This window comes from Enterococcus sp. 9E7_DIV0242 (assembly GCF_002140975.2).
GTDB lineage: Bacteria > Bacillota > Bacilli > Lactobacillales > Enterococcaceae > Enterococcus_L > Enterococcus_L clewellii.
Map to the genome: position 1 here is coordinate 2,931,799 of NZ_CP147247.1, position 21,925 is coordinate 2,953,723.

General features: G+C 38.7%; 27 protein-coding genes. 6 read left to right on the forward strand and 21 right to left on the reverse strand.

Features of this window, described 5'->3' with window-relative positions; all coding sequences use genetic code 11:
* The first annotated feature begins 69 nt into the window (after positions 1 to 69).
* The 3 genes from A5888_RS13935 to A5888_RS13945 all read left to right on the forward strand — a co-directional run bounded on the left by A5888_RS13935 (position 70) and on the right by A5888_RS13945 (position 1,511).
* Positions 70 to 642: a GNAT family N-acetyltransferase gene (locus A5888_RS13935; protein ID WP_086348634.1), complete on the forward strand. Its 573-nt coding sequence runs from the start codon at positions 70 to 72 to the stop codon at positions 640 to 642.
* A gap of 12 nt (positions 643 to 654) precedes the next feature.
* On the forward strand, positions 655 to 1,071 hold the full coding sequence (locus A5888_RS13940) for a DUF3788 domain-containing protein (protein WP_086348635.1): 417 nt from the start codon (positions 655 to 657) through the stop codon (positions 1,069 to 1,071).
* 212 nt (positions 1,072 to 1,283) lie between these two features.
* Positions 1,284 to 1,511: a hypothetical protein gene (locus A5888_RS13945; protein WP_086348636.1), complete on the forward strand. Its 228-nt coding sequence runs from the start codon at positions 1,284 to 1,286 to the stop codon at positions 1,509 to 1,511.
* Positions 1,512 to 1,588: 77 nt separating this feature from the next.
* Here A5888_RS13945 and A5888_RS13950 read toward each other — a convergent pair whose 3' ends face one another.
* A complete protein-coding gene (locus A5888_RS13950) occupies positions 1,589 to 2,131 on the reverse strand; it encodes an AlkZ-related protein (RefSeq protein ID WP_086348637.1) in 543 nt (180 codons plus the stop codon).
* A 247-nt stretch (positions 2,132 to 2,378) separates the two neighbouring features.
* Between A5888_RS13950 and rplM the strand changes: the two genes are divergently transcribed.
* Complete coding sequence (gene rplM / locus A5888_RS13955) at positions 2,379 to 2,807, forward strand: 50S ribosomal protein L13 (RefSeq protein WP_339102082.1); 429 nt, start codon at positions 2,379 to 2,381, stop codon at positions 2,805 to 2,807.
* A 13-nt stretch (positions 2,808 to 2,820) separates the two neighbouring features.
* Positions 2,821 to 3,213, forward strand: coding sequence for a 30S ribosomal protein S9 (gene rpsI, locus A5888_RS13960; protein ID WP_086348639.1), 393 nt, complete (start codon positions 2,821 to 2,823; stop codon positions 3,211 to 3,213).
* Positions 3,214 to 3,272: 59 nt separating this feature from the next.
* On the opposite strand, the gene A5888_RS13965 is transcribed toward rpsI, so the two are convergent.
* From A5888_RS13965 to istA, 14 genes are all read right to left on the reverse strand, one after another.
* Positions 3,273 to 4,316 carry a site-specific integrase gene (locus A5888_RS13965; protein WP_086348640.1) on the reverse strand — a complete coding sequence of 348 codons (1,044 nt, stop codon included), beginning with the start codon at positions 4,314 to 4,316 and terminating at the stop codon, positions 3,273 to 3,275.
* Between the two features lie 75 nt (positions 4,317 to 4,391).
* Positions 4,392 to 4,583, reverse strand: a complete 192-nt coding sequence (locus A5888_RS13970) for a helix-turn-helix domain-containing protein (protein ID WP_086348641.1) — start codon at positions 4,581 to 4,583, stop codon at positions 4,392 to 4,394.
* 50 nt (positions 4,584 to 4,633) lie between these two features.
* Complete coding sequence (locus A5888_RS13975; RefSeq protein WP_086348642.1) at positions 4,634 to 5,050, reverse strand: hypothetical protein; 417 nt, start codon at positions 5,048 to 5,050, stop codon at positions 4,634 to 4,636.
* Positions 5,051 to 5,148: 98 nt separating this feature from the next.
* Positions 5,149 to 5,709, reverse strand: coding sequence for a hypothetical protein (locus A5888_RS13980; protein ID WP_086348643.1), 561 nt, complete (start codon positions 5,707 to 5,709; stop codon positions 5,149 to 5,151).
* On the reverse strand, positions 5,709 to 6,605 hold the full coding sequence (locus A5888_RS13985) for a conjugal transfer protein (protein ID WP_086348644.1): 897 nt from the start codon (positions 6,603 to 6,605) through the stop codon (positions 5,709 to 5,711). Before A5888_RS13985 ends, A5888_RS13980 begins: the two co-directional genes overlap by 1 nt.
* Before the next feature lie 122 nt (positions 6,606 to 6,727).
* Positions 6,728 to 7,771 (reverse strand): lysozyme family protein, encoded by a 1,044-nt coding sequence (locus tag A5888_RS13990; RefSeq protein ID WP_086348645.1) that lies wholly within the window; start codon positions 7,769 to 7,771, stop codon positions 6,728 to 6,730.
* Positions 7,768 to 9,978, reverse strand: coding sequence for a CD3337/EF1877 family mobilome membrane protein (locus A5888_RS13995; RefSeq protein ID WP_086348646.1), 2,211 nt, complete (start codon positions 9,976 to 9,978; stop codon positions 7,768 to 7,770). Before A5888_RS13995 ends, A5888_RS13990 begins: the two co-directional genes overlap by 4 nt.
* Positions 9,979 to 9,980: 2 nt before the next feature.
* Positions 9,981 to 12,458, reverse strand: coding sequence for an ATP-binding protein (locus A5888_RS14000; RefSeq protein WP_249274451.1), 2,478 nt, complete (start codon positions 12,456 to 12,458; stop codon positions 9,981 to 9,983).
* Positions 12,445 to 12,846, reverse strand: a complete 402-nt coding sequence (locus A5888_RS14005) for a conjugal transfer protein (RefSeq protein ID WP_086348647.1) — start codon at positions 12,844 to 12,846, stop codon at positions 12,445 to 12,447. The genes A5888_RS14000 and A5888_RS14005 overlap by 14 nt, the downstream gene beginning before the upstream one ends.
* Position 12,847: 1 nt before the next feature.
* Positions 12,848 to 13,066, reverse strand: a complete 219-nt coding sequence (locus tag A5888_RS14010) for a hypothetical protein (RefSeq protein WP_086348648.1) — start codon at positions 13,064 to 13,066, stop codon at positions 12,848 to 12,850.
* Between the two features lie 302 nt (positions 13,067 to 13,368).
* A complete protein-coding gene (locus A5888_RS14015) occupies positions 13,369 to 13,689 on the reverse strand; it encodes a hypothetical protein (protein WP_086348649.1) in 321 nt (106 codons plus the stop codon).
* A gap of 15 nt (positions 13,690 to 13,704) precedes the next feature.
* On the reverse strand, positions 13,705 to 14,370 hold the full coding sequence (locus A5888_RS14020) for a hypothetical protein (protein ID WP_086348650.1): 666 nt from the start codon (positions 14,368 to 14,370) through the stop codon (positions 13,705 to 13,707).
* Between the two features lie 239 nt (positions 14,371 to 14,609).
* Positions 14,610 to 15,341, reverse strand: coding sequence for an IS21-like element helper ATPase IstB (gene istB, locus A5888_RS14025; protein WP_086347227.1), 732 nt, complete (start codon positions 15,339 to 15,341; stop codon positions 14,610 to 14,612).
* The gene (gene istA, locus A5888_RS14030) at positions 15,338 to 16,792 is read right to left on the reverse strand and encodes an IS21 family transposase (protein WP_086348506.1); all 1,455 of its coding nucleotides are present in this window, start codon (positions 16,790 to 16,792) and stop codon (positions 15,338 to 15,340) included. The genes istB and istA overlap by 4 nt, the downstream gene beginning before the upstream one ends.
* 408 nt (positions 16,793 to 17,200) lie before the next feature.
* Here istA and A5888_RS14035 point away from each other — a divergent pair, with 408 nt between their 5' ends.
* On the forward strand, positions 17,201 to 17,899 hold the full coding sequence (locus A5888_RS14035; RefSeq protein ID WP_086348651.1) for a hypothetical protein: 699 nt from the start codon (positions 17,201 to 17,203) through the stop codon (positions 17,897 to 17,899).
* 14 nt (positions 17,900 to 17,913) lie between these two features.
* On the opposite strand, the gene A5888_RS14040 is transcribed toward A5888_RS14035, so the two are convergent.
* The 6 genes from A5888_RS14040 to A5888_RS14065 all read right to left on the reverse strand — a co-directional run bounded on the left by A5888_RS14040 (position 17,914) and on the right by A5888_RS14065 (position 21,901).
* Positions 17,914 to 18,201 carry a DUF3850 domain-containing protein gene (locus A5888_RS14040; protein ID WP_212647190.1) on the reverse strand — a complete coding sequence of 96 codons (288 nt, stop codon included), beginning with the start codon at positions 18,199 to 18,201 and terminating at the stop codon, positions 17,914 to 17,916.
* A 2-nt stretch (positions 18,202 to 18,203) separates the two neighbouring features.
* The gene (locus A5888_RS14045; protein WP_339101659.1) at positions 18,204 to 18,635 is read right to left on the reverse strand and encodes a hypothetical protein; all 432 of its coding nucleotides are present in this window, start codon (positions 18,633 to 18,635) and stop codon (positions 18,204 to 18,206) included.
* Complete coding sequence (locus A5888_RS14050) at positions 18,607 to 18,783, reverse strand: hypothetical protein (RefSeq protein WP_170924740.1); 177 nt, start codon at positions 18,781 to 18,783, stop codon at positions 18,607 to 18,609. The genes A5888_RS14045 and A5888_RS14050 overlap by 29 nt, the downstream gene beginning before the upstream one ends.
* Before the next feature lie 14 nt (positions 18,784 to 18,797).
* Positions 18,798 to 19,907, reverse strand: coding sequence for a replication initiation factor domain-containing protein (locus tag A5888_RS14055; protein ID WP_086348654.1), 1,110 nt, complete (start codon positions 19,905 to 19,907; stop codon positions 18,798 to 18,800).
* Entirely contained in the window at positions 19,891 to 21,354 is a 1,464-nt protein-coding gene (locus tag A5888_RS14060; RefSeq protein ID WP_086348655.1) for an FtsK/SpoIIIE domain-containing protein, read from the reverse strand. The genes A5888_RS14055 and A5888_RS14060 overlap by 17 nt, the downstream gene beginning before the upstream one ends.
* A gap of 94 nt (positions 21,355 to 21,448) precedes the next feature.
* On the reverse strand, positions 21,449 to 21,901 hold the full coding sequence (locus tag A5888_RS14065) for a hypothetical protein (protein WP_139843836.1): 453 nt from the start codon (positions 21,899 to 21,901) through the stop codon (positions 21,449 to 21,451).
* Positions 21,902 to 21,925: the final 24 nt, after the last annotated feature.

Sequence of the window (21,925 nt, forward strand, 5' to 3'; positions counted from 1 at the left end):
AAATCTTGGATTTTGGGTTGAAGTTTGAGTGGTGGTTCGTTAAAGTAAAATAAAAAGCAGGTGAAGTGGATGGAAATGATGATCAATTACAGCTTAATATTGGCAAAAAATCAATACTTAACCACCGAGCGTTTGCGCCTTCGGCCGATAACATTGGCCGATGCTGAGGATATGTTTGATTACGCATCCGATGAGGAAACAGCAACCTATGTATTTCCTGTTCACTATAGAATCGAGGACACAGAAGCAGCGATTGCATCATACTTTGTCAAGGACCCGCTGGGTAAATACGGAATCGAACTAAAAGAAAATGGGAAGATGATCGGCTCGATCGATTTACGTGTGGATGAAGTCAATCGAAGTGCTGAAATCGGTTATACATTGAATAAAGCATACTGGGGTCAAGGAATTGTTGCCGAAGCCGGTCAGGCGTTGCTCCAGTTAGGCTTTGAAAAGCTGAATCTTGTGCGAATATTTGCGAAATACGATAGTGATAACCCGAATTCAGGAAAAGTAATGGATAAGCTAGGGATGAAAGAAGAAGGCGTTCTGCCAAATGCCCGTATCAATAAAGGGAAAATCGTAACGGACGTAATCAAAGGACTGACAATCAGAGATTGGGAAGAGCTGAACGGACGCTAGGAGGTGGAAGAAATGGAATGGAATGACAAATTTTCCAGAGAGAATCAACCGGAAATCGCAGATGTCACCGAGTATATCGGTACCAAAGAATGGGACAAACTTTATCATGAGCTAACAGAAGTGATTGGTGCGAAGCCTAAGCTGGAGCACAGTCGCTGTTCAATTCCCGGGTGGAACATGAAATTTAAGAAAAAGGGAAAGAATTTATGTACGGCTTACCCGCAGGCGGGGCAGGTTCAGGTATTGATCATTGCGAACCAACAGTATCAAACAGAAATCGAAGCGGTGATTGCGACCTCTGATGAGCGTATTCAGAAAGCATATGAAAAATATGATTTTTTCAATGGCGGAAAGTGGTTGATTTTTGATATCAACGATGAAGAGATATTGGCAGATGCCTTGAAGCTGATCCAATTTCGATTACTATAAGAAGGAACTTGGAAACAAACCGGCATTTTTCGGCGTTGTTTTCAAGCTTTTTTGTATGCACTAGTTTTAGGGTAGTTATTCCGTTCTGCAGAGAGAAGAACGGGACCTTGGATGGAGAAAGTTGTCGCCTATTGTCAGCCTCTGGCACGATGCAGTGTTCACCATTTTCCTATAGAATAAGGAGTATAAAAGGTGAGTTGGAGGGATGACAAATGAAACGGTTATCGAAAGCAGCTACAGTTCTGTTGTGGAGTGCAGGAATCATTTGTATCTTGGGCATGGCGGGCGTTGGACTACTGGAAATTAGGAGCACCCTATGTGAAGTGAAGAGCGAGATCGTCACAACAGTTGAAGAGATACATGAAGAAGGACAGGAACTGAAATACACGATTAAAGATGAGATACAAGGATTCAAAAATACGATCGAATCGTTTAGATAAAAGTGAAATCCAAAAGAATCAATGAGACGTCGTCTGGCGGTTCATTGATTTTTTTTCGTGACTTTTCCAATTGATTGCTACTTTAAAAAATTGCGGACTTCCTTCTCTGTCATAAATGACTGAAGGATAGTAGTAAGCTGCTCAACTGGGTCGGTAGTGCAAACAGTTTCTGGTGTATAAGCTTCCCAATTCTCAGCAACAGTATAAACAAAGGTCGACCAATTTGGATTAATGAACCGGCCATTCTGAATAGCAGTGATGTATCGCTCCTTCAATAGAAAATCAAAAGCTTTCTTATACTCACTCTGTTGCATAAAAGAAAAAGCTTTTAACTCACTTGTTTCCATCGTATTATTTTTCAGAAGCTGATGAATCTCTTGGCTTTCTGCACTCATCGGCTTTTGTTTTTTGCATTGCTTCAAAAGATAATAGACCTCTGGGGACAAATAGGTCGTGCGATTTTTATAAGTTTTGCAGTAGAATAGTTCATGATTGTCGATCAAACGGGTAACATCCGACCAGTGAAAACCCAAGTCTGTAATGTTGGGTATCGTGGGTGTGGAGTTGCAAGTCAGTATGCCATAATGGATCAGATATTCTTTAAGCGTTTTGTCCGTCATACCGCAGAACCCCCTTTTGAATTTATTATATCATGAAGGATCGATAGAAAAATTAGGCACTTGCAATAAATGAACTGAAAATAATTTCATGAAAAGTAAAGAAAAAGGCTTGAAAATCATTGACTTTATGCGAGATAGAAGGTATTATGTTAAATGGTATTGTTTGCCCCACAAGAGCCCCGGAAACTCAAGTGTAAGTCAAACATCGAATCGAAAATTGGAGGAAAAAAACGTGCGTACAACATATATGGCCAAAGCTGGCGAAGTAGAACGTAAATGGTACGTAGTAGATGCAACTGATGTTCCTTTGGGACGCCTTTCAACAGTTGTAGCATCTGTACTACGTGGAAAAAATAAACCAACATTCACACCTCATGTGGATACTGGAGATTTTGTAATTGTAATCAATGCTGACAAAGTGAAATTAACTGGTAAAAAAGCGACTGACAAGATTTACTACCGTCACAGCCAATACCCAGGTGGTTTGAAATCTGTTACTGCTGGTGAACTACGTGAGAAAAACTCTCGTCGTCTAATCGAAAATTCTGTAAAGGGTATGCTTCCTAAGAACACTTTAGGCCGTAAACAACTTACTAAATTGAACGTATATGGTGAAGCTGAGCATCCACATACTGCACAACAACCAGAAGTTCTAGATATCACAAACCTAATTTAAGGAGGAAAATTCATTGGCTCAAGTACAATATATCGGCACTGGCCGTCGTAAAAATGCAGTTGCCCGCGTACGTTTAGTACCAGGAACTGGTAAAATTACTGTAAACAAAAAAGATGTTGAAGAATATATCCCTCACGCTGACTTGCGTGAAGTAATCAATCAGCCTTTCGGCGTGACTGAAACAAAAGGCGCTTACGATGTTTTAGTAAACGTTAATGGTGGTGGCTACGCAGGACAATCAGGAGCTATCCGTCACGGAATCGCTCGTGCATTGTTACAAGTAGATCCAGATTTCCGTTCAGCACTAAAACGCGCTGGGTTACTTACTCGTGACGCACGTATGGTTGAACGTAAGAAACCAGGTCTTAAGAAAGCCCGTAAAGCTTCACAGTTTTCAAAACGTTAGAAAGAACGTTGCTATATCAACGTTTATATACGTTTCTTGGTGTCAGTTGGTGTCAACTATCAATCTGACAACGAACTCAATAGATTTAAAGCATCGGCATCTTGCTGATGCTTTTTTTCTGGCATTAATTCAAGGTAATAGTTTTGTGTCGTCAGCACGCTGTTGTGTCCTAAACGCCTCGAAACATAATCAAGACTGATATCTTGAGAAAACAAGAAAGAAGCATGAGTATCGCGTAAGCCATGAAATGTGGTAGTTGAAACACCCGCTTTTTTTAAGACCCTCTTTAGCTTTGCCGATTGACGAAAGTTATCATTATCAAAAATATATCCATTAGACTTAACAGGAATAGCAACAAGCAAATCATACACTTCTTTATTAATCGAGATATCTCGTTTAGAATGCTTTGTTTTAAGAGAAGTATCGTCAGTTGTTGGACTGATAGAACGACATATTTTAACACCGTACTCATATAAATCCACTGGACGCAACCCTAGCAGTTCGCCACGTCGGCAACCTGTTTCAAGAGCAAGAAGAGCCAGTACATTAAACTCAGTGTAGTTATTGAGTAAGTATTTTCTCAGCTTTTTTAGTTCAGTTATTGAAAGAGCGCAATTTCTTTTATCTGCTTCCTTACCTCTCGTTTTAACTAGATTTGCAAAATCTGTAGAGAGTAGCCCCCGCCCATAAGCGTATCTCAAAGACGTTCTAATTTTTAACAAAACCTCAGTCGTTGTCTTTCTTGAATGAGTTTTTCCGTATTCATCAATTTTTGATTGAACAACGATATCATCAAGATTTTTTAACGGAATGTCTTTAAAGAGCCTTTCAACAATCGTGATTGTTCTTGTATAGTTCTGAAAAGTTGCTTCTCTCACATCGTTCTTTTTCACGAGATAAACCCAATTTTTAAAGAAGACAGCGAAAGGAGTAGAACGTTTTGCTAAATCATGACCTTTTCCCTTTTCCAACTCCTTTTCAAGCGCCCACTGCTCCACAATACTCTTGTCTTCATCTGTCTTAGTGATTCGTGTATATTTTCCATTTTTATACAAGGAGACAGTAGCCCTGTACGATTTTCCTCTTTTTTCTATACTTGCCATATCGATTTTCCTTTCAAAAAAATTGATAACTGGCAAATGAATACTATCTAACGATAATTCATTTTATTCCAATTATCAACTTACTAAATGTGTTTCGATGAATTTTATTAATTCTGATTTTAAATAGCGTTCTCGTTTTCCAACCATAAACCTTTTTAAATCGTCGTTGTTTCGAATATATTTATCAAAAGTAGCTGGATCAACACCTAGAAACTTTGAAGCCTGTTCCCTATTAAGAAGCAGCGGCATATTATCAGTTTCATTCATTTTTTTTACCTCCACAAAAAAAGAAACTTCCGAAGAAGTTTCTTGATATTTTATCTCATGTTATAGTCATCTTTGTCTATAAGTTCAATGTTATTTTCCTCATAAACCGTTTGTTCATTGTCATCTAAATAGCTCATGATTTGTGATCTATCAGCAGGCGAAGAACTCCATTTATCATTGGATTTACTGATTTTATACCCATCGCCACGTACTAAATCGCCATATACCGAATCAGACTCATTTTTTCTGAAATAGACATAATAATTATTTTTGTCTTCCCATACCATGATATTACTTTTTTCTTTTTCAAAAAGAGCCTCGCTATCCCAATCGTATTCTTTGACCATTTCAGAATTACCTTTAAGAGCTATGTCAATCACTTTTGAATAATCTTTAGCCTCAGAGCTAGAGCAACCAGTGAAAACCAATAGCAGCAACAGGACAACAACAGCAAACATTTTTTTCATTATTCATTCTCTCCTTGTTTGTTTCTTAATTAGTATTTTATCACAAAGTAAGAAATACAAAAAGAGTATGTAACGCTAGAGCGGCGAACCGCTCAGGCTCATTGTGCTAAGTTCGTTAATACTTGTGTATCAATTTGAAACACTCCACTTGTATTCCTTTCTGCTGTACACTCTATTAGTTGTTCGTAACTATTTGGCGCAAACTCTCCGACGCGCGTTTCTATCTCAATCTTTCCAATCAAGATAGCCGTATCGTCCGTTTGTTCAGCCTTGTATATCTCAATGGATTTGACTTTACTTTGAAACGAGACATCCGTCTCCGCTTCTCCAGCCTTGTCTGTTAAAATTGTATACAAAGGCGCTGTCGTGAGTTCTGACAGAGCCTCATTGTCCTGTTCAAACTCAGCATGAATAAAATCTTGGAACAGACCTTCTAGGTCTTCTGATTCCATTTCAGGATCAGAAGAAGTAGAGGTTTGAGCGGAAGACGTTTCTTTTCTAGCTTGCAACACTGATTCAAGCTGATTCTTTTCATAAGTTAATGTTTCTATTTGTTGTTGCTGCTCTTCAATTGTTTTTTGTTGATCGTTAGATTCAGAAGCACAAGCAGACAAAAGAAGAAGCGCAGCAGCAGACAAGAAAATAAATCTTTTTTTCATCATCTTAACTCCTTGATAGAAAATTTGTCGCCCTCAAGTTTTTTAAGTGTTAGCTCGTAAAACATTTCATGTATCATTTGTGTGTCGTTATCCTTGTACGTAACTGTACAAGTCGCCTCAACGCTATCACTATTTTCGTACATTTGAGGATTATTGATTTCCAAGAATGAAAGATTTTCTTGAATCGGTTGTAAGTCATTGCCATAATACAGCAATTCCTTTTTATCCGCTTTAGGATAGACAGCGAAAAACGTTTCAAGGAAGCCTTCGACATTCTCGCGTGTCGTTGTTTCAATTGCTGACGTTGGCAGCTCTTTAGAACTTATGACAACAGCTTTTTCAGGAAGAGACGAAAGGACAGGCAATTTTACAATTGCGAATTGTTGATCTTTAGCATACACTTCTACAGCATATGCACGATCATATAATTCACTCGAAGATTCAATCGATAATTTAAACGACACACTATAGATATTGTCCCGAACCTTATCGATTTTCCAAATATCTATATTTTGAACTGCTGTTTCTTCTTTCAATTCTTTATAGAGAAGCGAGGACGCATTTAAATCATCCGCCAGATAATTTACTAGCTTTTCCTGTCTGTCTCCTTGATCTTTACTGTTAGGCGAGATAGTAAAGAAAGTTTTGACAAAATCAGTCGTAAAACTTTCTATTCCAGTCGTATCGGTCAATTTCTCTTTGATCGTTTCGACTTCATGAACCGTATGTGTCGATGTAGCAGTGACATTATTATAGACACCAAAACAGATACCACCAATGACTAGCGACCACCCTAGACCCACAATAAAGCGTGGAACACGTCCGCTGTATTGTTTTTTACTTTTCTGTTTGAGTTCTTTAGTATGCTTTGCACGCTGTTTCTTCCTTTTTCCCATAACTTTCTTTCTCTCCTTTACGGTATTTTCTTATTTGCATCATTCAACCTCACTTCTTTTAAAACTGCTATTTCCGAACATTAGTAAAGACCAGCAGCTGCTATTTTAGATCCAAACCCGAACTATTTCTTACGCACAACACTTGAAAACGAAGGAACCCAAGGACGCTCATAGATTGCCGCAATTCGGCCTTTTTCCGCATTTTGCTCATAGGTGGTTATTTTTCCAGTTTCTTTATTTACCGATTTTACCACCCCTGTATGACCATAAATCGTTGGCGCATAAATCGGGTCTTGACTCCAATTAATCACATCGCCCGCATTTATTTGATCGATTTTAGGTCGCAAAATCACTGTCCACCCATAAGACGCCCAATCATAATCAGTTCCTATGGCAGAAGCGCTCATGAAACCAGACCCCATCATGGTTGGACCGCCAAGCTTTTGAACATAGTAAGCGGTCAGCCCATAACATTCGCCGTTATTCACACGTTGACCTAGCACTGAATCAAGAATCGCAATCGTGACGTTAGGATCAGAACCAGAACTCAAAAATTGTTTTACAAGGTTTACATAGAAAAAATTCCCACCATTCCAGTAAAGATAGTTTCCGTAATTATCAGCTACAGGATTTGGATAATGATATTTTTCGCCTGTTGTATTACCAAGCGAAGGCGCAACAACATCACGAGAAAATTTCTCCGCAATTTCAATCGTGTGTTTCTTGCCATTTTTTATAACAAAATCCAGATAACCACCGCCGAAATTGTAACAGGCGATCGCTACATCATCATCACAATCAGCAGCACGAGCAGAACGAAGAAGCGAAGCGTAATACTTCACTCCTTGTTGAATACTCGCTATTGGTTGAAGAGAATTGACAGGTAAACCTAGACTTTCTGACGATTGCATAACGTCATTACCACGTCCACCGCTTTCTACTGCCATAATTGCTAGCAGAACGGGGACTTTATCAGAAATATTGTGCTTCTTTGCTTCGTTTTTAACGATTTCTTCATACTGAAGAACCTCTTCAGGAAGACCAACTGTTACCACGTTTTCTGTTGTGTTATCGTTCGTTTCAGTCTTTCCGCCTCCACCAGTCATAAACATAAACATACTAAGGAAAACAAGAGCAGCGCCAAACAACGAGAACTTTCTTATCATCGTTTACCGCCCCGTTTCATCATCGTTTGTCGATGTTTTACGAATTGCTCGACACGTGGTCGTTCTTTAATACCCAAGTTACCCGCTTGTCGTTTTAATCGTCTTTCTTGTTGATTTTGATTAAAACGCTCAGCCTTTTCTTTACCTACAGGATCATTTTCAAAGTACACAGGAACACGAGGATTTCTATTACTTACTGCCGAATGTCCAGAAACTTTATAAGAAGCTTTCGCGGTGTCTTTATACTCTCGTTGCTCTTTTGCATTCGTATACGGCACTTTTTTAGCAACAGATTTATCAAAACTAGCTTTTGCTACAGGAACAGAAACGCGATGTTTTCCGTCAGATTGACTTCTCGTTGATCTTAATGCGTTTTGCTCTTTTTTAAGTCGTGAAGCATCAACTGATTGAAGTGCAGCGGAAGACATTTGATTTCTAGCAAGATTTTGTTTCCTTTGTTGCGAAGCACGCAACGCATTATTACGTTGTTGTTGTGCGTTCTTACGTGCTGTTTGACGATTTGAACGACTTTCATTATTCTTGATTTCTTGGTTCATTCGTCCATCAGTGTAGTTATCACGAGCTTCTAATGCCTTATGCTTCGCATTTTGAGGCGCGTTCTTCACGCTGTCCTTAATATTGTTTGCTTTCTCAACAACATTGTTCGGCATATCTTGAATATTCGATAATTTTTGACCGATAGATTTTGAGAAAGACTGCTTGGACTGTTGTTTCCTTTGTTGCTTCTGCTGTTGTCTCCGTTCTTCACTTTGTCTGTTTTGCTGTTGGTTAGCGCGTGGATTTGTCGCACGTTTCATTAAGCCACGAGCAGTCCCAGCCATAAGAAGCCCTTTCGCCATACGTCCAAGACGTCCAGCGGGTTTCGTTTCAGCATTGCCTAGTTTCATAAATGACAACAGCTCATTGACTCTATTTTTTACAGTTAGCCATACAGCAATTTGTAAGAAGACAACCCATATATACCCTTTATCTTTTGATAGAGAATAGAACGAGTGACTAAGAGAAAAAGTAACTGCAAGAATCAATGTGATTCCCATTTTCGTTAGTAGATTTTGAACTATTTTTTGCATAGCAGAAAATAGAATCTTATTTGAATTAGGAAATAGAGAGAAGACCATTGCGACCGGAAGCATTGCACAGAAAAGCAAGAACAAGACTTGAGAAAAGATCATTATTATCGTTAATGTAAGAACGCTCATACCAATAACAAGATTGGTTCCAATGACTAAAATCGTCATACCGAAGCGAAGAAATGCACCTTTGACTGACATGTTCATGTTGTCCAATTTGTTCACTTCATTTTCAACGTTCTTATTTCTTTCGCTTTCAGTAAACTGAGACTCATTCAATAATTTATCGATTCGATCCTTTCCAATTTCTTTTTCACTGCTTTCGCCATACTGCAAGAGCATATAAGGCGTATAGACTTGAAGCTCGAAGAGATTTTCACGAATGGCATTTGTTGCTGCTTTCGTTCGTTGCTCTTGTTCTGTTCCAGATGTGGGCGTTGTTTCGATTGTAGTTGTAGAAGCCGACGGGATAATATCTTTCGCAATCGTCAGCATTTCCGTATTGATTTCTTTTTGAGCGTTATTAATCGATGTTAGATAGCTATTTGCATTCATTAGAAACACACCAGAAGCAATAAACGTAAAAGCGAAAACAAGAGTATGTTGTATCGCCCTTGTTGCTTGTTGCTTGATTGCACCGACATATGCAATATAGCAGCCAAAAACAACGATAATCAGAACCCCATAAGAAGGAAACAGCCCCGTTGCACGTAGTCCATTTCCATCGATACCACCGATTTTTTGCATATTGGTTGCAAGGCTAGAGACTAGACTAGTGATAAAATCCAAGTCAAAGGCTTCTTGTACCAAATACCCTAAGAAATAACAGACATAGACATTGAGAATCCAAACGACGTTAGTTATTGCATAAAGACCATAAATAACCGCGTCGCCGATACCTTCGCCCCATTTCCAAGGTAGCCAATTCCAAGACGTATCAACATAAAAATCCAAGGAATAATTATCAAGCGGGTACTTCTCGAAATTGAATACCGCCCCATCTTGACCAACAGCCTCAGTAACCCACCCCGCACCCTCAGCAATCGAAGGAGCAGCAGCGAAGAACAAGAAAAAAAGGAAGACCAACAGCCCCCCTAGGTAATATTTTCTTCTCATATTTACACCTCGATTTCTTCCATCGGAGGTCGTGTATCAAAGGCATTGAATAAATCATCAAACCAATAATAGACGTAGATTACACCAACATTTCCATAAATGTCGGCAAAAAGGCATTCTCCATTTTGAAGCCCCATGATACGAGAAACGTTATCCTCAGTTGCTTCGAGATTGCAGAATGCAAGAGCTTTTTCAATTTCATCGCGATCGTTTGAGCGAAAAATGAATTTCATACCAATATTATTTTTCATTTTTTCATCGCCCAAATCATCAGTATTTTGAGTTGAGAAGTCGATACCCGCATTCATGGAACGACCCGCACGTACGAGCTTATTCCCAAGGATTTTACCTTGTGCTACATTGAGCCACGCCCAACTTTCATCAAGTCCGATGGATTTAAACACCGAACGATTCAGCTTGATAAAATCAAGTGAATAAGTAGCAAGAATCATCATAATAGATACGCTTAGAATTTCGCTTGTGTTGTAATCATCGGGATCGGTGTCAGAATCAGGCAACGTTAAATCTTGTACTAAGGCAATATTTAATGCTGCTGACATATCAAGCCCTTTTTCTCTTTGACCGTCTCCAAACAACAGACCCGCAACTGACAGCTTTTTGAAACTTTCTATATGATTCGCTAACTTATCCGCAACACTATTTTTTTGCTCTCTCAGTTCATCAATAACAAAAAGCAAGCCTTTATGTTCTGTTCGTGCTGCTACATTTTCAACAGCTTGTTGAAGACACGGGAAACGTTCTTCATCACGTACGCTAACACCCGTAATGTATGTGAGTACATCAAGAGCCAAGGCTTCTTGATCCTTTTCACTTTCCATAATTAAGAACGGATCAAGCAAACCGATATTTTCGGAATCATTTGTGATATTAACCACTTTTAAATAATTAGAGAAGTAAGGGAGATTGTCTTTCCAGTTTGTACGTTCGCCTTTAGGATCAATCATAAAGGCCAAAGCTCCAAAAAGAACAGACCAGAACTCAATAAGATTTTCTGTTAATGATTTTCCGCCACCTAAGCTTCCCAGTAAGCTTTTAGCAAGAGCGTTCGTATTACTTCCGTCTACTCCTTGAGCTGCAAGCCAAGGTTGTATATAGACCGTTTTTCCTGTATCAACATTAAAGCCTAACGGAATACCTTCCGTTTCTCCAAGTTGTTGAGTAGCACCAAACCCAATCGAAGCGAGAAAATCAGCTTCTACATATTGAACATAGTCATTTATTGTACGTTTCCCACTTGGGAAACATTCGTAATGTAGTAGCAATTGATCGAACATGGACGACTCAAGTTTCATCTTGTAATCATCATAGAAGCTTTTCACATCGCTTTCCCGCTTCTCAAGTTCATCCTCGCTATCAGCCGACACGCGAACCACAAGAGACATTTTATAAATGTCGTCTTTGGTGTCCTCTAGCTCAGCTTCTAGGTCACTTGCCATTTGTCGAGCTTCAAAAATGTTGCTCGTTACATCATGTCCAGATTCAAGCCCACTTTCATCAATATCTTTTAAATCCATTTTCTTTGCTCGGATTTTCGAAAGAGCAGCTTTATTTTCGAGAACTTCAATATCTATCGACGTGTCAACAGGAAAGTCAAACGTTGATTGTCCATAGTATAGAAATTCAGAACCAAACGGAAAATACGTATCGCCTGTCACATGAGACAAAGCCAGATAGGAGACATATTGCTTTTTGTTATCCTGTTGGATTTCAAGTCGATTTCCAGATTCTTCAATCAACGAAGAAGCAAGCTTCAACGTATCATAGCGAAGAACATAGGTGTCTTTTTCATCTTTAAATGATTGATTAAAGTAATCTGTTTCTTGTATAGATTGATTCTTTTTTCCATTTAAGTGTTCAACGATATACGCGATATCACTTGGTTCTGTCTGCCTTATTCGAAAATGCCGAGCAATTCTATTGTGCAGCAAGCTTTCTAATCGTTGATATCGTTCAATCTCTTTGTTTGGAATTTTTTCATAATCTCCAAACAAAACCGCGCGGGATTGACTCGTAAATTTTTGAACACCCGTTACAATATCATCTAAGAAACGACCTTTCTTTTGTTCATCATCAAGAGACAACTGGAAACCAAGAAAAAAGCGAGTAGACAGTTCATACTCGCCTTTCATTTCTTCTAAAATTTCTTTTACACCGTCGAGGTGCTGAAACGCTAGTTCTTTCAGTCCGTCCTTACTCTTTACAAGCTTTTTCGAGCGTTCTATCGTGCTATCAATTCGATCCTCAGATGAACAGATATACAAGCGGAAATGTTTACTCTTCGCTTGTCTAAACAGCCGTAAGAGGTTATTTCTAATCTGAAAAGCTTTGTCTTGACCCACAAAACCATAGCTATAAGGAGAAAGTTCATAATAAGCATAGACAGTGCCATCATGATTAAATACTAGATTACTTTCTAGATATTTAAGTGGAAATTTAGGCAATGTATCAATGTTCAGCATATTCGATAACCTTCCTTTCTCTAATCAGTACCTCATGTTCAAACGCCTGATAATCATTTCTCGTTTTTTTCCGTCCTAAACGTGTAACTTTAGAACGAAAAAGATAGAGAAGGGCAGAGAGCAAATAATTGTAAGGCTTCTTTCCTTGAAACGTTTTTTTATTCATGATAAAGGCAATCAGAAATGGAATGCCTAAGTGATTAAGGGACGCACTAGAAAATGAAAAAGGGAAGATACCTTTCATTTTGAACGAAAGAAAAAGCCCTATGACAAACCAGATAAGAAAGGTCTGGGACATAGGACGCGGTAGAGATATTTCGTCGGTAATCTTATAGAATACTCGTTCAATTTTCCAAATTTTTGACCAGTTTTTAACCTGATTTTGCATATTAACGCCCCCATGTGGTCATACGATCCAAAAGCCATTGGAACACGCCAGCAGTATCGCCGACGAACCAAACAGCCAAAGCGATCGCACCCACTATAGGTACGGCTTTACTAACTTTCCGCTCATATGCTAAATAAGCAGCAGCAACTAAAATCGCAAGCATGACAAGATATTTTGCATCGCCGACAAAGTCGTTAAATACATTTTGAAACAAGTTCATACGTTTCACTCCTTAAGTAAGTTTTTCCAAAAAGCTATATGACTGGACGCTTTACCGAACGCCGTTGTCACATGTACGTTGTCACAATACACTTTATAACCATAGGACACCCCCGTTTCTTTGTTAAATTTCATAGAGTAAAAACTATACTGATATTCTCCAGATTTTTCGTTGTAGACCCCCTCAATGACTAAAGAGGTTCTAGGGAGGAATATCAGTGACAAACAATTGATATTTGCCATTGGACATAACAACAAAGCCCAATGACTTCATGCGATCAGCAAATGTGATAAACATTTTATTCACTCCTTTTCGATATATTTATCATTGATCCATTCATCGCCAATTGACGTATTATCATATGTTTGACGATCAACGGAAATCCATTTTGTTCCTTGTTCGCCTGTTGTCCGTTCGCCCTCGATCTGTAATTTATATGATTCTGGATGATGATTTGTTTGAGGGTACATAAAATCGCCTATAATCACTATATCCGTCGTCGAATATGCGTCTTTATAGCTCTTATCAACTACAACCCCTGATAACAAGTCCTCACTCATAGAATAAAAGTAACCAAAGAAGCATACCGCGATCAAACCGACAGCAATTAGAAAGTCTCTCATTTTCTATTCCTCCATCTAATTAAATTTAAAATGCGTCTTTACTGTTCCAGTTGGCACAACAAACGTACAACGTCGCTCTTTGGTAGACAGAACAAGGTCAAAAAAAGAAGAACTGGTAAAAACAGACTCAAAACGTTCGTCCTCATAACCATAGACTTCAAGAATCAAACTTGGAGTCGAATCATCATTCTCCTTTAAAAATATTTCATCTTTGGAAAAACTCCATTCGTCAGATAAAGAACGCATTTGATAACCGTAGTCCGTTTTAACAACATATTGATAATCAATAGAATTAGAAGAAGAAACTTGATACAGAAAGAAAGAGCCGGAATGTTCAATATCCTGTTTTCCCTCAGTGTCTAAAGAAACTAGCTGTTCCTTTGATTCCTCTTTCCAGACAAGTGGAACATTTGCTTTATAGTCCCTATAAATAACCCCTTTTTCACTTCTGCTTAACACGAACGAAAAAATGGTAAAAACAATAGCAAAAACAAAAAACAAAGATACAGCATTCTCAAAAAAAGAGTTAAAACTGTACTCTCTTTTACTGCTATACATAAAGATAGCCATAGTAATCAAGCAAACAAAAAGGATAATAACGGTAAGTGACAAATGATCAAAAAAAACAGCCCCAAAAGAAGCCGCGTCCATTTCTGACTGATAATTTTCATAGGTATACATATATTTCCTCCTTAGTAAGTAACAAGACCGCACCCTTTGAAAAGGGCACACCCCAAACGTTCATAAAAGACCATTAAAAACATTAAAAATTCATAGCGATTTTCCCGTTCTTCACGTGTGTTCTGTTCTGTTTAATTTCCCTCGAGGCGCTGTTATACTCAGCGTTTTTGCTTATACATCTAAAATGTTAAACGCAACTGAAAAAGGGGCCACTGGATGATTCAAAAAGGGGCCAAAAATTAGTTTAGCCATTTCTTTGTATCTTCTACACGAAAAGATGGACCACTGAGATCCAACACATGAGCCCGATGGGCCAAACGGTCCACCATTGCTGCTGTAAGCATTGGATCTTTAAAGGTTTCTTCCCAGCGATCGAAGGACAGGTTCGTCGTGATGATCATCGAGCCGGCAGTCGTTCGATTCGAGAGAAGATTAAAGAGAATCTCGCTTCCTATTTGATCAAATGACACATAACCTAATTCATCTAGAATAACTAAGTCGTATTTGCCAAACCGGCGCTTATAAAAATTCAACTGGTTCGCACTCATGGATTCTTTTAGTTCGATGACCAAGTTAGGGATATTCGTAAAGAGGACACTTTTTCCGGAAAGACAGGCTTCCATTCCGAGAACAGTTGCTAAATGGGTTTTCCCAACGCCAGGATTGCCCATTAAAATAAGATTCTCTTTTTGATCGATGAATCGTAATGTTTTCAACTCTTTGATTTGTTTCTTCATTTTCACTTCTAAATGACTGTCCATGTAGTCATCGAACGTCACTTTACTTGGCAATTTTGATTGACGAATCAGTGTTTGAATCCGATTGTTTTGCCGCTGTTCAATCTCTAACGTAAGCAGCTGTGTAAGAAACTCCTCAAAATTTTGATCCAGGTCGATCGCTTGCTGGAGTAAAGTGGAATAGTTTTTCTTCAGATAAGGTAATTTTAATTGCTTGGCATATGCTTCGATCATTTATTGGCCGCCTTTCTCACTTGGTGGATCAGATTATATTCCTGCAGTTGGTTTCTCGCTTCATTTACCGCTCGACTAGGTGGTGTTTTAGAGACCTTATGGTCTTTCAACGCTTCTTCTTCTAACTGGATGATCAATTGATCCAAAGAGATACTTAAATGATTTTCAATAAATTGAAGAAATCTACGCGGGGTCTTTTGATAATACTGAAGAAAACAATGCCGCAACTTAGGTGTCTTCTTCAAAACAAGCGAGTGTTCCAATGACTTAGGCTTCCGTAAAAAAGTCGTTAAATAATGACGAATATCGATCGAGTATTGCTTTTCTCCCTTCTGAATAAGGTGTGTCGCGATAATCTGGCTGGAACCGACAATTTTCAGTTCATTGAGATAACGTTTCACGATGACTTTCTGACCAACCAGATAATCTGGAACGGAATAGTAGTTGCCATTCACATGGACAAAACTATATTTATCTACGGTTTGCTTTGTAGTGATACCGTAGTCATAAAATCCTCGGAGCGGCTGTAATTGTGCCTGTTCCACAGCGATCGTCGAGTCTAAGTTTAATTCAAGTATAGCTTGATCTAAATGTTTTTGGGCATGTCCAATCGATTCAAACTCATACTGTTTTGTGAACGCTTTTCGGCGTAAAACCTGCACACTTTTCTCTACGTGTCCCTTTTCATGGCCGCTGAAGGGATTGGTCACCACTGGCTCAAAGCGATAATAAAGAGCCATTTTCACTAACTCGTCATTGAGTTCCTTCTCATGTCGGCCGACAAAGCGTTTCACTACGTTTCGCATATTGTCATAAACAACCGTAGAGTAAACACCCTGAAGCTGTTCAAAGAAACAAATATGGGCATCCAAGAAAACCTGTTGGTTGGCAGATTCATAGAGCTTTCCCCAGCGGTAACCAGAAGCTGGGCAAGAGAATACCGCGATCGTCAATGTTCTCTTTTGTTGGTTGATCAGACATTTTACTTCACCAAAATCAAACTCGGTTCGATAACCCAATGGGTAAAGCTGCTTGATATACGCCTCTTTTTTTGCTTGAAGTTTTTCTCGAATATATGGACGTAATGTACTCTGTCCAATATCAAACCCTTCTGATACCAACATTTCGTGAATCGCTACAGTGGTCAATCGTTGTTTATGAGGACCAAGCTGTTTGGCTTTTAATTGATCAAATGCGAGAATTTCTTCGACCCGTTGGTCGATTTCAGGTGTATATTTTCTAGGTTGCCTATTCTCTGTTTGATAAGTTGGTGGAGCCGTTAACTGCTCTTTTTTTATCGGATTGGCAGGATCTTGTTCCAATGATCGTTGTGCTGCTTGATACTGCCGCCAGTAACGACCAACAGTTTTTCGATTGAGACCCAGTTCTTTCGCAACAGAACGTTGAGAACGGCCACCTTCCAGCAGACGAATGATTGTTAATTTATCCATAAAAGTTATCACTCCAAGACCTCCAATAAGTAAATTGATTCTTTACTTATTGTGAGTTAGTAGTGGTCCCTTTTTCAACCATCGTTTCTATGAAAAGTGGCCCCTTTTTAAACTAGCATAAACATAAAATGCTGAAAAAGAAAGGGGCGTAAAAAAATATTTATGGGCAATTTTCAATATAAATATTTTTTTACTACAGCATTCCCTTTCTTTTTCATCATTCCAGATGTGAGACATAAGCACGCCGAGGATAACAGCCGAGAGAAATGAAACATAACCAGTTCAAACACAAAGCAAAGAGTAAGAACGTGAAAATTGAATTTTTTTAAAGATTTTCACCGAAAAAAAACGCCATGAAAAATGAATTGGTAAAAACAAAAAATTAAAAAAAGAAAAGGAATGGTAATCATGACAACAAGACTAGAGCAAGCACAAACAAAATTGGAGCGTATCAAAGCAGAACAGACGGAAGTCGGAAAGCAAATCCGCGAAGAAAGTGCAATGATACCGTTGGGACAACCGAACATCATAGGACGACGAGACATTTACAAAGATATCAACCGCAAGCACGCTAAATCGTTCCGTTTACTAGAAGAACAGGAAAAACAAGAACGTCGAATCGAAATGCTTGAAAAGGTCGAAGACTTTAAACAAGAAAACGAGCTGTTAAAAGATGTTCACGTCGTTGGTCGTTCTGGTTATGCAAATGTTGGAGCGAGAACCAGCGTAAATAATTTAGACTATTTCAGAAATAAGCTTGCCGAAATGGAACAGGCAAACGAAGAAGCGAAAGCCTATAATAAGACAAAGCCAGCGTATAAAAAGAAGACGCTAGGCGCTGAGATTACAAAGCTAAAACGGAAGATCGCCAACCTTGAAGAAATGCAAGAGAAAGACGCGACCAAGACCGTAAGCACCAAGACACAAGCCCTAATTGATAACGAAGCCGTCAAGCAATGGAACAAGAAACCTATCTATTATTTTGTAAAAGGATTGAGAAAGGTTGCTTTAGAGATTGACGAAAATGGCGAGTTCTTCATTTCCTCAAGATACCCAGCATGGAGCGAAGAAGATGAAAAATTTGTTGCTGAACTACTAGCCAATTGAATAAACTAAAAAAGCTATATCGCTGTTAACCCTGTACAGTGATATAGCTTTTCAAATCCGAAAACAATGTTATTGTGCTTTTGTTCAAAATCGCAAATATAAATCACTTCAACGATGATAGATTCTCCAGAATATTCTTTTGTTTCCCTGTTATATTCTTCAAGAATCACGATATCGCCTTTGCAAAAATCACGATCATTCGAACGGATTTCAAACTTTTTTACACCTCTTCTTGCATCTTTGAACCATTCAGGATCAGTTTTTAATTGATGAACACGTCTTTCGCCTAATTTTTTAGTCAAGCTCATAACTCTTCATTCTCCATTCCTTTTAAATTCTCGTGCGCGTCCGTCAGGACACTGAATAATAGTTGTGTAACTTCGTAAGCAGGAAAGTCAAAACTCTCTAAAAATGGATAATAGAGGTCTACATGGCTACCAATCAGACAGTCAGCAAGTAAAAAGTATTCCTCTTCAAATTCTCGATACAGGACAAGTCGCGGCGATCCATTAATTTGTAAACATACAAAGCGACCATCTAAAACATTCGAATAGACTTCAATATAACCATTTTCGAATTGATATTGTACAGATACATTCTTTTCAGGATATTTAGTAATGTAAGTCATTACTATGTTTCTCATTGCTATAATATGCGATGAAGACATTTCTTCATCAAATGATTTTTCGAACACTTTTTCAGTCATATCAAACCACCCCGTTATGTTCCCAAACATACCGATCCTCTTTTTGATCTGAAAATATCGGTTTTAATTCAGGATTGATTTTCTTTAAAAAATGAAATTCCTGTACAATAGAGAAGACTGTCATATTTAAATTTAGTCGCTCTTCTCGATCAGGAACAATAAAAAAGTTCCATTTCATTCGTTGACCTCCTTTTATTCGTACGATTCAAGCTTATTTTCTTTTTCTCGTTTCTCACGCCTTCTATAGAAAGCCTTACGCTGCATATCCTCAGTGTAATCAATAACCATCTGTTTATGCTTGTCGGTTATAGCAGCATTATCTATTAATGATTTCAGTTGATCTGTACCACAAATTCGATCAATTTCACGAATAACCCAAAGCGACGGAGCAACAGCTTTAGCAAGCCATACAAGCAGTTTTTCAAGCGTCTTACGCTTAGGTTCGATAGATAGCTTTAGCTTCTTTGTATCTTTCATAAACCACGCCCAAGGCGTCCATAAAGGCCAACGGCGTTTATCCTTATCCTCCTTGTCTTCAAAAGGAACAACGAAGCGTATAGACTCATTCAAAATCGAAAAAGCTACCTCGTCAATTTTTCGAGACGTAATCAGTTCTTTCATAGCAGCAACAGCTTTTTCTTGTCTGAAACGAATTTCGTATCTATTCCACTTCGGTAAAGGTTCCTCAGTATCAAGCCCAAGTTTAGCAGCCTGTTCGTAATTTTTTTCATAAAAAACCATGAAAATCTTTCCAGATCGCGAACCAATATTAAGAGTTTCGCCTTTCGTTTCGCCGTCTTTTAAAGCAAAAGAGCCGTCTTCTCTACCAACACGAAGACGCCCCACCGTATTACCATTTTTAGCCATTTTTTTCAGTGTAGCAATTTTAAAATATGTCTTATAATCATCTATAGCCAAATCAAGACGGGGAACATTAGAGCAATAGATTAAGCAGCGCTCGAAGAAATCGAACCACGTTTCGCCGTTTGCTTCTAAGAACATTTCATAATTCCGACAACCTTGACCCGACATTAACAATTGAATGCCGTTCTCAGCATTCACACCACTAGATTCAAGAATGCGTATATCATCATAGCAATAGGAAGCATGATACCCCTTGATACCCTTACGGTTATCATCGCGAAAAAGATCAAACGGAATATTTAACAATTCATGGCAAATCGTACGAACATCATACTCTTTGATTGTTAATTGACACCAGTCAATCAAAACGTGAAGGTATTCTTCTTTTGCGCACGTAACCCCCCTATTAGTAGAGGGGGTGTTATTCGCTTCGCTCATAACCTGAAACCTCCTGATAAATAACTTCCCTTACTTCGTAATCGCCGCTAGGCGGCTCATGGTCGTCTTTCGCCTGCGAATCGATTTTGCCGCTCCGCTCCAAATCGTCCGCGTCGACGCCGACCAGCTCAGCCATGCTTTTAATGTAGTCATATCCTTCGGGAACAAACGGGCTGTAAAATTCCCTTACTAAAAAATTCCCTGTCATATGAATATACCCACGACCTTTTTCTTCTTTGTTCGTAAGCTCTTGAGAAATTTTACCGAATGCCATTTTGTACCCATCGTCGCCCAGCGCCCCTAACGAAACACGTAGCCCCAATTGATCGCGAATATCGCCTTTTAGATATTCTGCGTCGGGTCTTTGTGTAGCAAATACACCGATCACGCCGACAGCTCGACCTTTGAGAATAATTTGTCTTAGATCATTAATGATCGCGTCACGTTCTTTTTTCGTTGCAAAATCAGTTAACCACGCGACATATTCATCAATGAGCACGATAATAGGCTTTAAGTTGTAATAGGTAAAGTCTTCGCCTGACTTATAGTTCGGTAAAGTTCGTAAATACTTATAACGATCATTCATTTCCTGAACTGTTGCTTTTACCATGTCTGCAATGTCTTGCGGATCGCCATAAACGTTCGGAAAGAATTTTTCCATGTCTAAAATGCTGCTAAATTTTGCATCTCCAATTCGTACCTCAGCACCCATTTTTACAAAGGCACGTAATAGAATCTGTAAGAATACCGATTTTCCGCCACCAGTACCACCTACAATGAGAGCATGAGGCACTTTTGCAATGTCCCAGACAATACCTTTCATTAATTCAATTGTATAACCAACAGGGGAAACATCATCGATAAGTAGACGATTCTTCTTATTGTCTGCTTCAAAAGAATAAGTAAAGAATCCTTTTCTTTGACCCATACCAACCAGATCAACAGCAAGCAACTCCTCAAGAACTGTTGCTAATTCTTTGAATTTTCCAGCCTGATGGAATTGACTTCCATCAAGTCGTATTGTAATTTGAATTTGTTTACCCTGAAGCTTTGAATAGAATTTAGGAAAATATACAATATCTTTCTTCATACGCTTTTTGTCGCTTTTCATCATGTTCGGAGTTTCAAAATCATTAACCATGTAAAACTTAGATGAATAGATCATATTACATAGACGCTGTAACATGACTAACCGTCGAAAGAACGGTTTTGATAGAAGAAAAACAAAACCGACCAAACAAAGAGCAAACGGCACACCTAACGCGAGCAGTTTCAATGCCGGAATCAAGTCAAAGGTTTCCCACCGAAACAGCGTATTTCGCCACAGAAGTAACGCAACATAAGAGAAATAGAATAGGTAAAAAAGAGTCGAAAGACCGTTCGAGATCAGCTTTCTATGCCATTTTCGCACCCTTAACCCTTTATATGTAAGATCAATAAAAAACAAAGATACCACCTCAATTTTTAACAGCCACCCAACTATAAAAGAGGGCAGCTGTCATTATTACTGTTACAATCATTTTGTCATTAATTGATTGATATTATTTACCTGTAGCAGCACGTTTGGCTTTCTCGTTCAGAATTTCATCTGTTGTTGGACTAACATTTGGTTCTCCGTTTGCATCAGCCTTTTTATCAGCAGCGGTCAAAGGTTCAATACGAACAGCCTTAAAACGATCATTAATACTTCCGTAAGAACGTTGACGTCCTGTATTACGATCCTCAAATGAATTAGCCGAAGCCGAAGGAGAATAAACTAGTCCAGCAATTCGAACTCTACCCCACACTTTAACGTTTGGAATCTCTTTTTCTTCAAGCTGTACCGTGATACTATCATTCGCATTTGTACAAGCCAGATTCACTGTAATAGAATCAATAACAGCCTCGTTGTATTCGCGCGTCGCTTCATTATACGGGTGTCTAACATTCATTCCTAACAACATTACTTCGCCTAAATTCTCTTTCTGACAACTTTCATTCATAATAATTTCCATTTGTATTCCTACTTTCATCATTTT

Coding starts and splice junctions, on each gene's coding strand:
- A5888_RS13935 (WP_086348634.1), top strand. CDS start 70: ATGGAAATGATGATCAATTACAGCTTAATATTGGCAAAAAATCAATAC.
- A5888_RS13940 (WP_086348635.1), top strand. CDS start 655: ATGGAATGGAATGACAAATTTTCCAGAGAGAATCAACCGGAAATCGCA.
- A5888_RS13945 (WP_086348636.1), top strand. CDS start 1,284: ATGAAACGGTTATCGAAAGCAGCTACAGTTCTGTTGTGGAGTGCAGGA.
- A5888_RS13950 (WP_086348637.1), bottom strand. CDS start 2,131: ATGACGGACAAAACGCTTAAAGAATATCTGATCCATTATGGCATACTG.
- rplM (WP_339102082.1), top strand. CDS start 2,379: ATGGCCAAAGCTGGCGAAGTAGAACGTAAATGGTACGTAGTAGATGCA.
- A5888_RS13965 (WP_086348640.1), bottom strand. CDS start 4,316: ATGGCAAGTATAGAAAAAAGAGGAAAATCGTACAGGGCTACTGTCTCC.
- A5888_RS13970 (WP_086348641.1), bottom strand. CDS start 4,583: ATGAATGAAACTGATAATATGCCGCTGCTTCTTAATAGGGAACAGGCT.
- A5888_RS13975 (WP_086348642.1), bottom strand. CDS start 5,050: ATGAAAAAAATGTTTGCTGTTGTTGTCCTGTTGCTGCTATTGGTTTTC.
- A5888_RS13980 (WP_086348643.1), bottom strand. CDS start 5,709: ATGAAAAAAAGATTTATTTTCTTGTCTGCTGCTGCGCTTCTTCTTTTG.
- A5888_RS13985 (WP_086348644.1), bottom strand. CDS start 6,605: ATGGGAAAAAGGAAGAAACAGCGTGCAAAGCATACTAAAGAACTCAAA.
- A5888_RS13990 (WP_086348645.1), bottom strand. CDS start 7,771: ATGATAAGAAAGTTCTCGTTGTTTGGCGCTGCTCTTGTTTTCCTTAGT.
- A5888_RS13995 (WP_086348646.1), bottom strand. CDS start 9,978: ATGAGAAGAAAATATTACCTAGGGGGGCTGTTGGTCTTCCTTTTTTTC.
- A5888_RS14000 (WP_249274451.1), bottom strand. CDS start 12,458: ATGCTGAACATTGATACATTGCCTAAATTTCCACTTAAATATCTAGAA.
- A5888_RS14005 (WP_086348647.1), bottom strand. CDS start 12,846: ATGCAAAATCAGGTTAAAAACTGGTCAAAAATTTGGAAAATTGAACGA.
- A5888_RS14010 (WP_086348648.1), bottom strand. CDS start 13,066: ATGAACTTGTTTCAAAATGTATTTAACGACTTTGTCGGCGATGCAAAA.
- A5888_RS14015 (WP_086348649.1), bottom strand. CDS start 13,689: ATGAGAGACTTTCTAATTGCTGTCGGTTTGATCGCGGTATGCTTCTTT.
- A5888_RS14020 (WP_086348650.1), bottom strand. CDS start 14,370: ATGTATACCTATGAAAATTATCAGTCAGAAATGGACGCGGCTTCTTTT.
- istB (WP_086347227.1), bottom strand. CDS start 15,341: ATGATCGAAGCATATGCCAAGCAATTAAAATTACCTTATCTGAAGAAA.
- istA (WP_086348506.1), bottom strand. CDS start 16,792: ATGGATAAATTAACAATCATTCGTCTGCTGGAAGGTGGCCGTTCTCAA.
- A5888_RS14035 (WP_086348651.1), top strand. CDS start 17,201: ATGACAACAAGACTAGAGCAAGCACAAACAAAATTGGAGCGTATCAAA.
- A5888_RS14045 (WP_339101659.1), bottom strand. CDS start 18,635: ATGTTTGGGAACATAACGGGGTGGTTTGATATGACTGAAAAAGTGTTC.
- A5888_RS14050 (WP_170924740.1), bottom strand. CDS start 18,783: ATGAAATGGAACTTTTTTATTGTTCCTGATCGAGAAGAGCGACTAAAT.
- A5888_RS14055 (WP_086348654.1), bottom strand. CDS start 19,907: ATGAGCGAAGCGAATAACACCCCCTCTACTAATAGGGGGGTTACGTGC.
- A5888_RS14065 (WP_139843836.1), bottom strand. CDS start 21,901: ATGGAAATTATTATGAATGAAAGTTGTCAGAAAGAGAATTTAGGCGAA.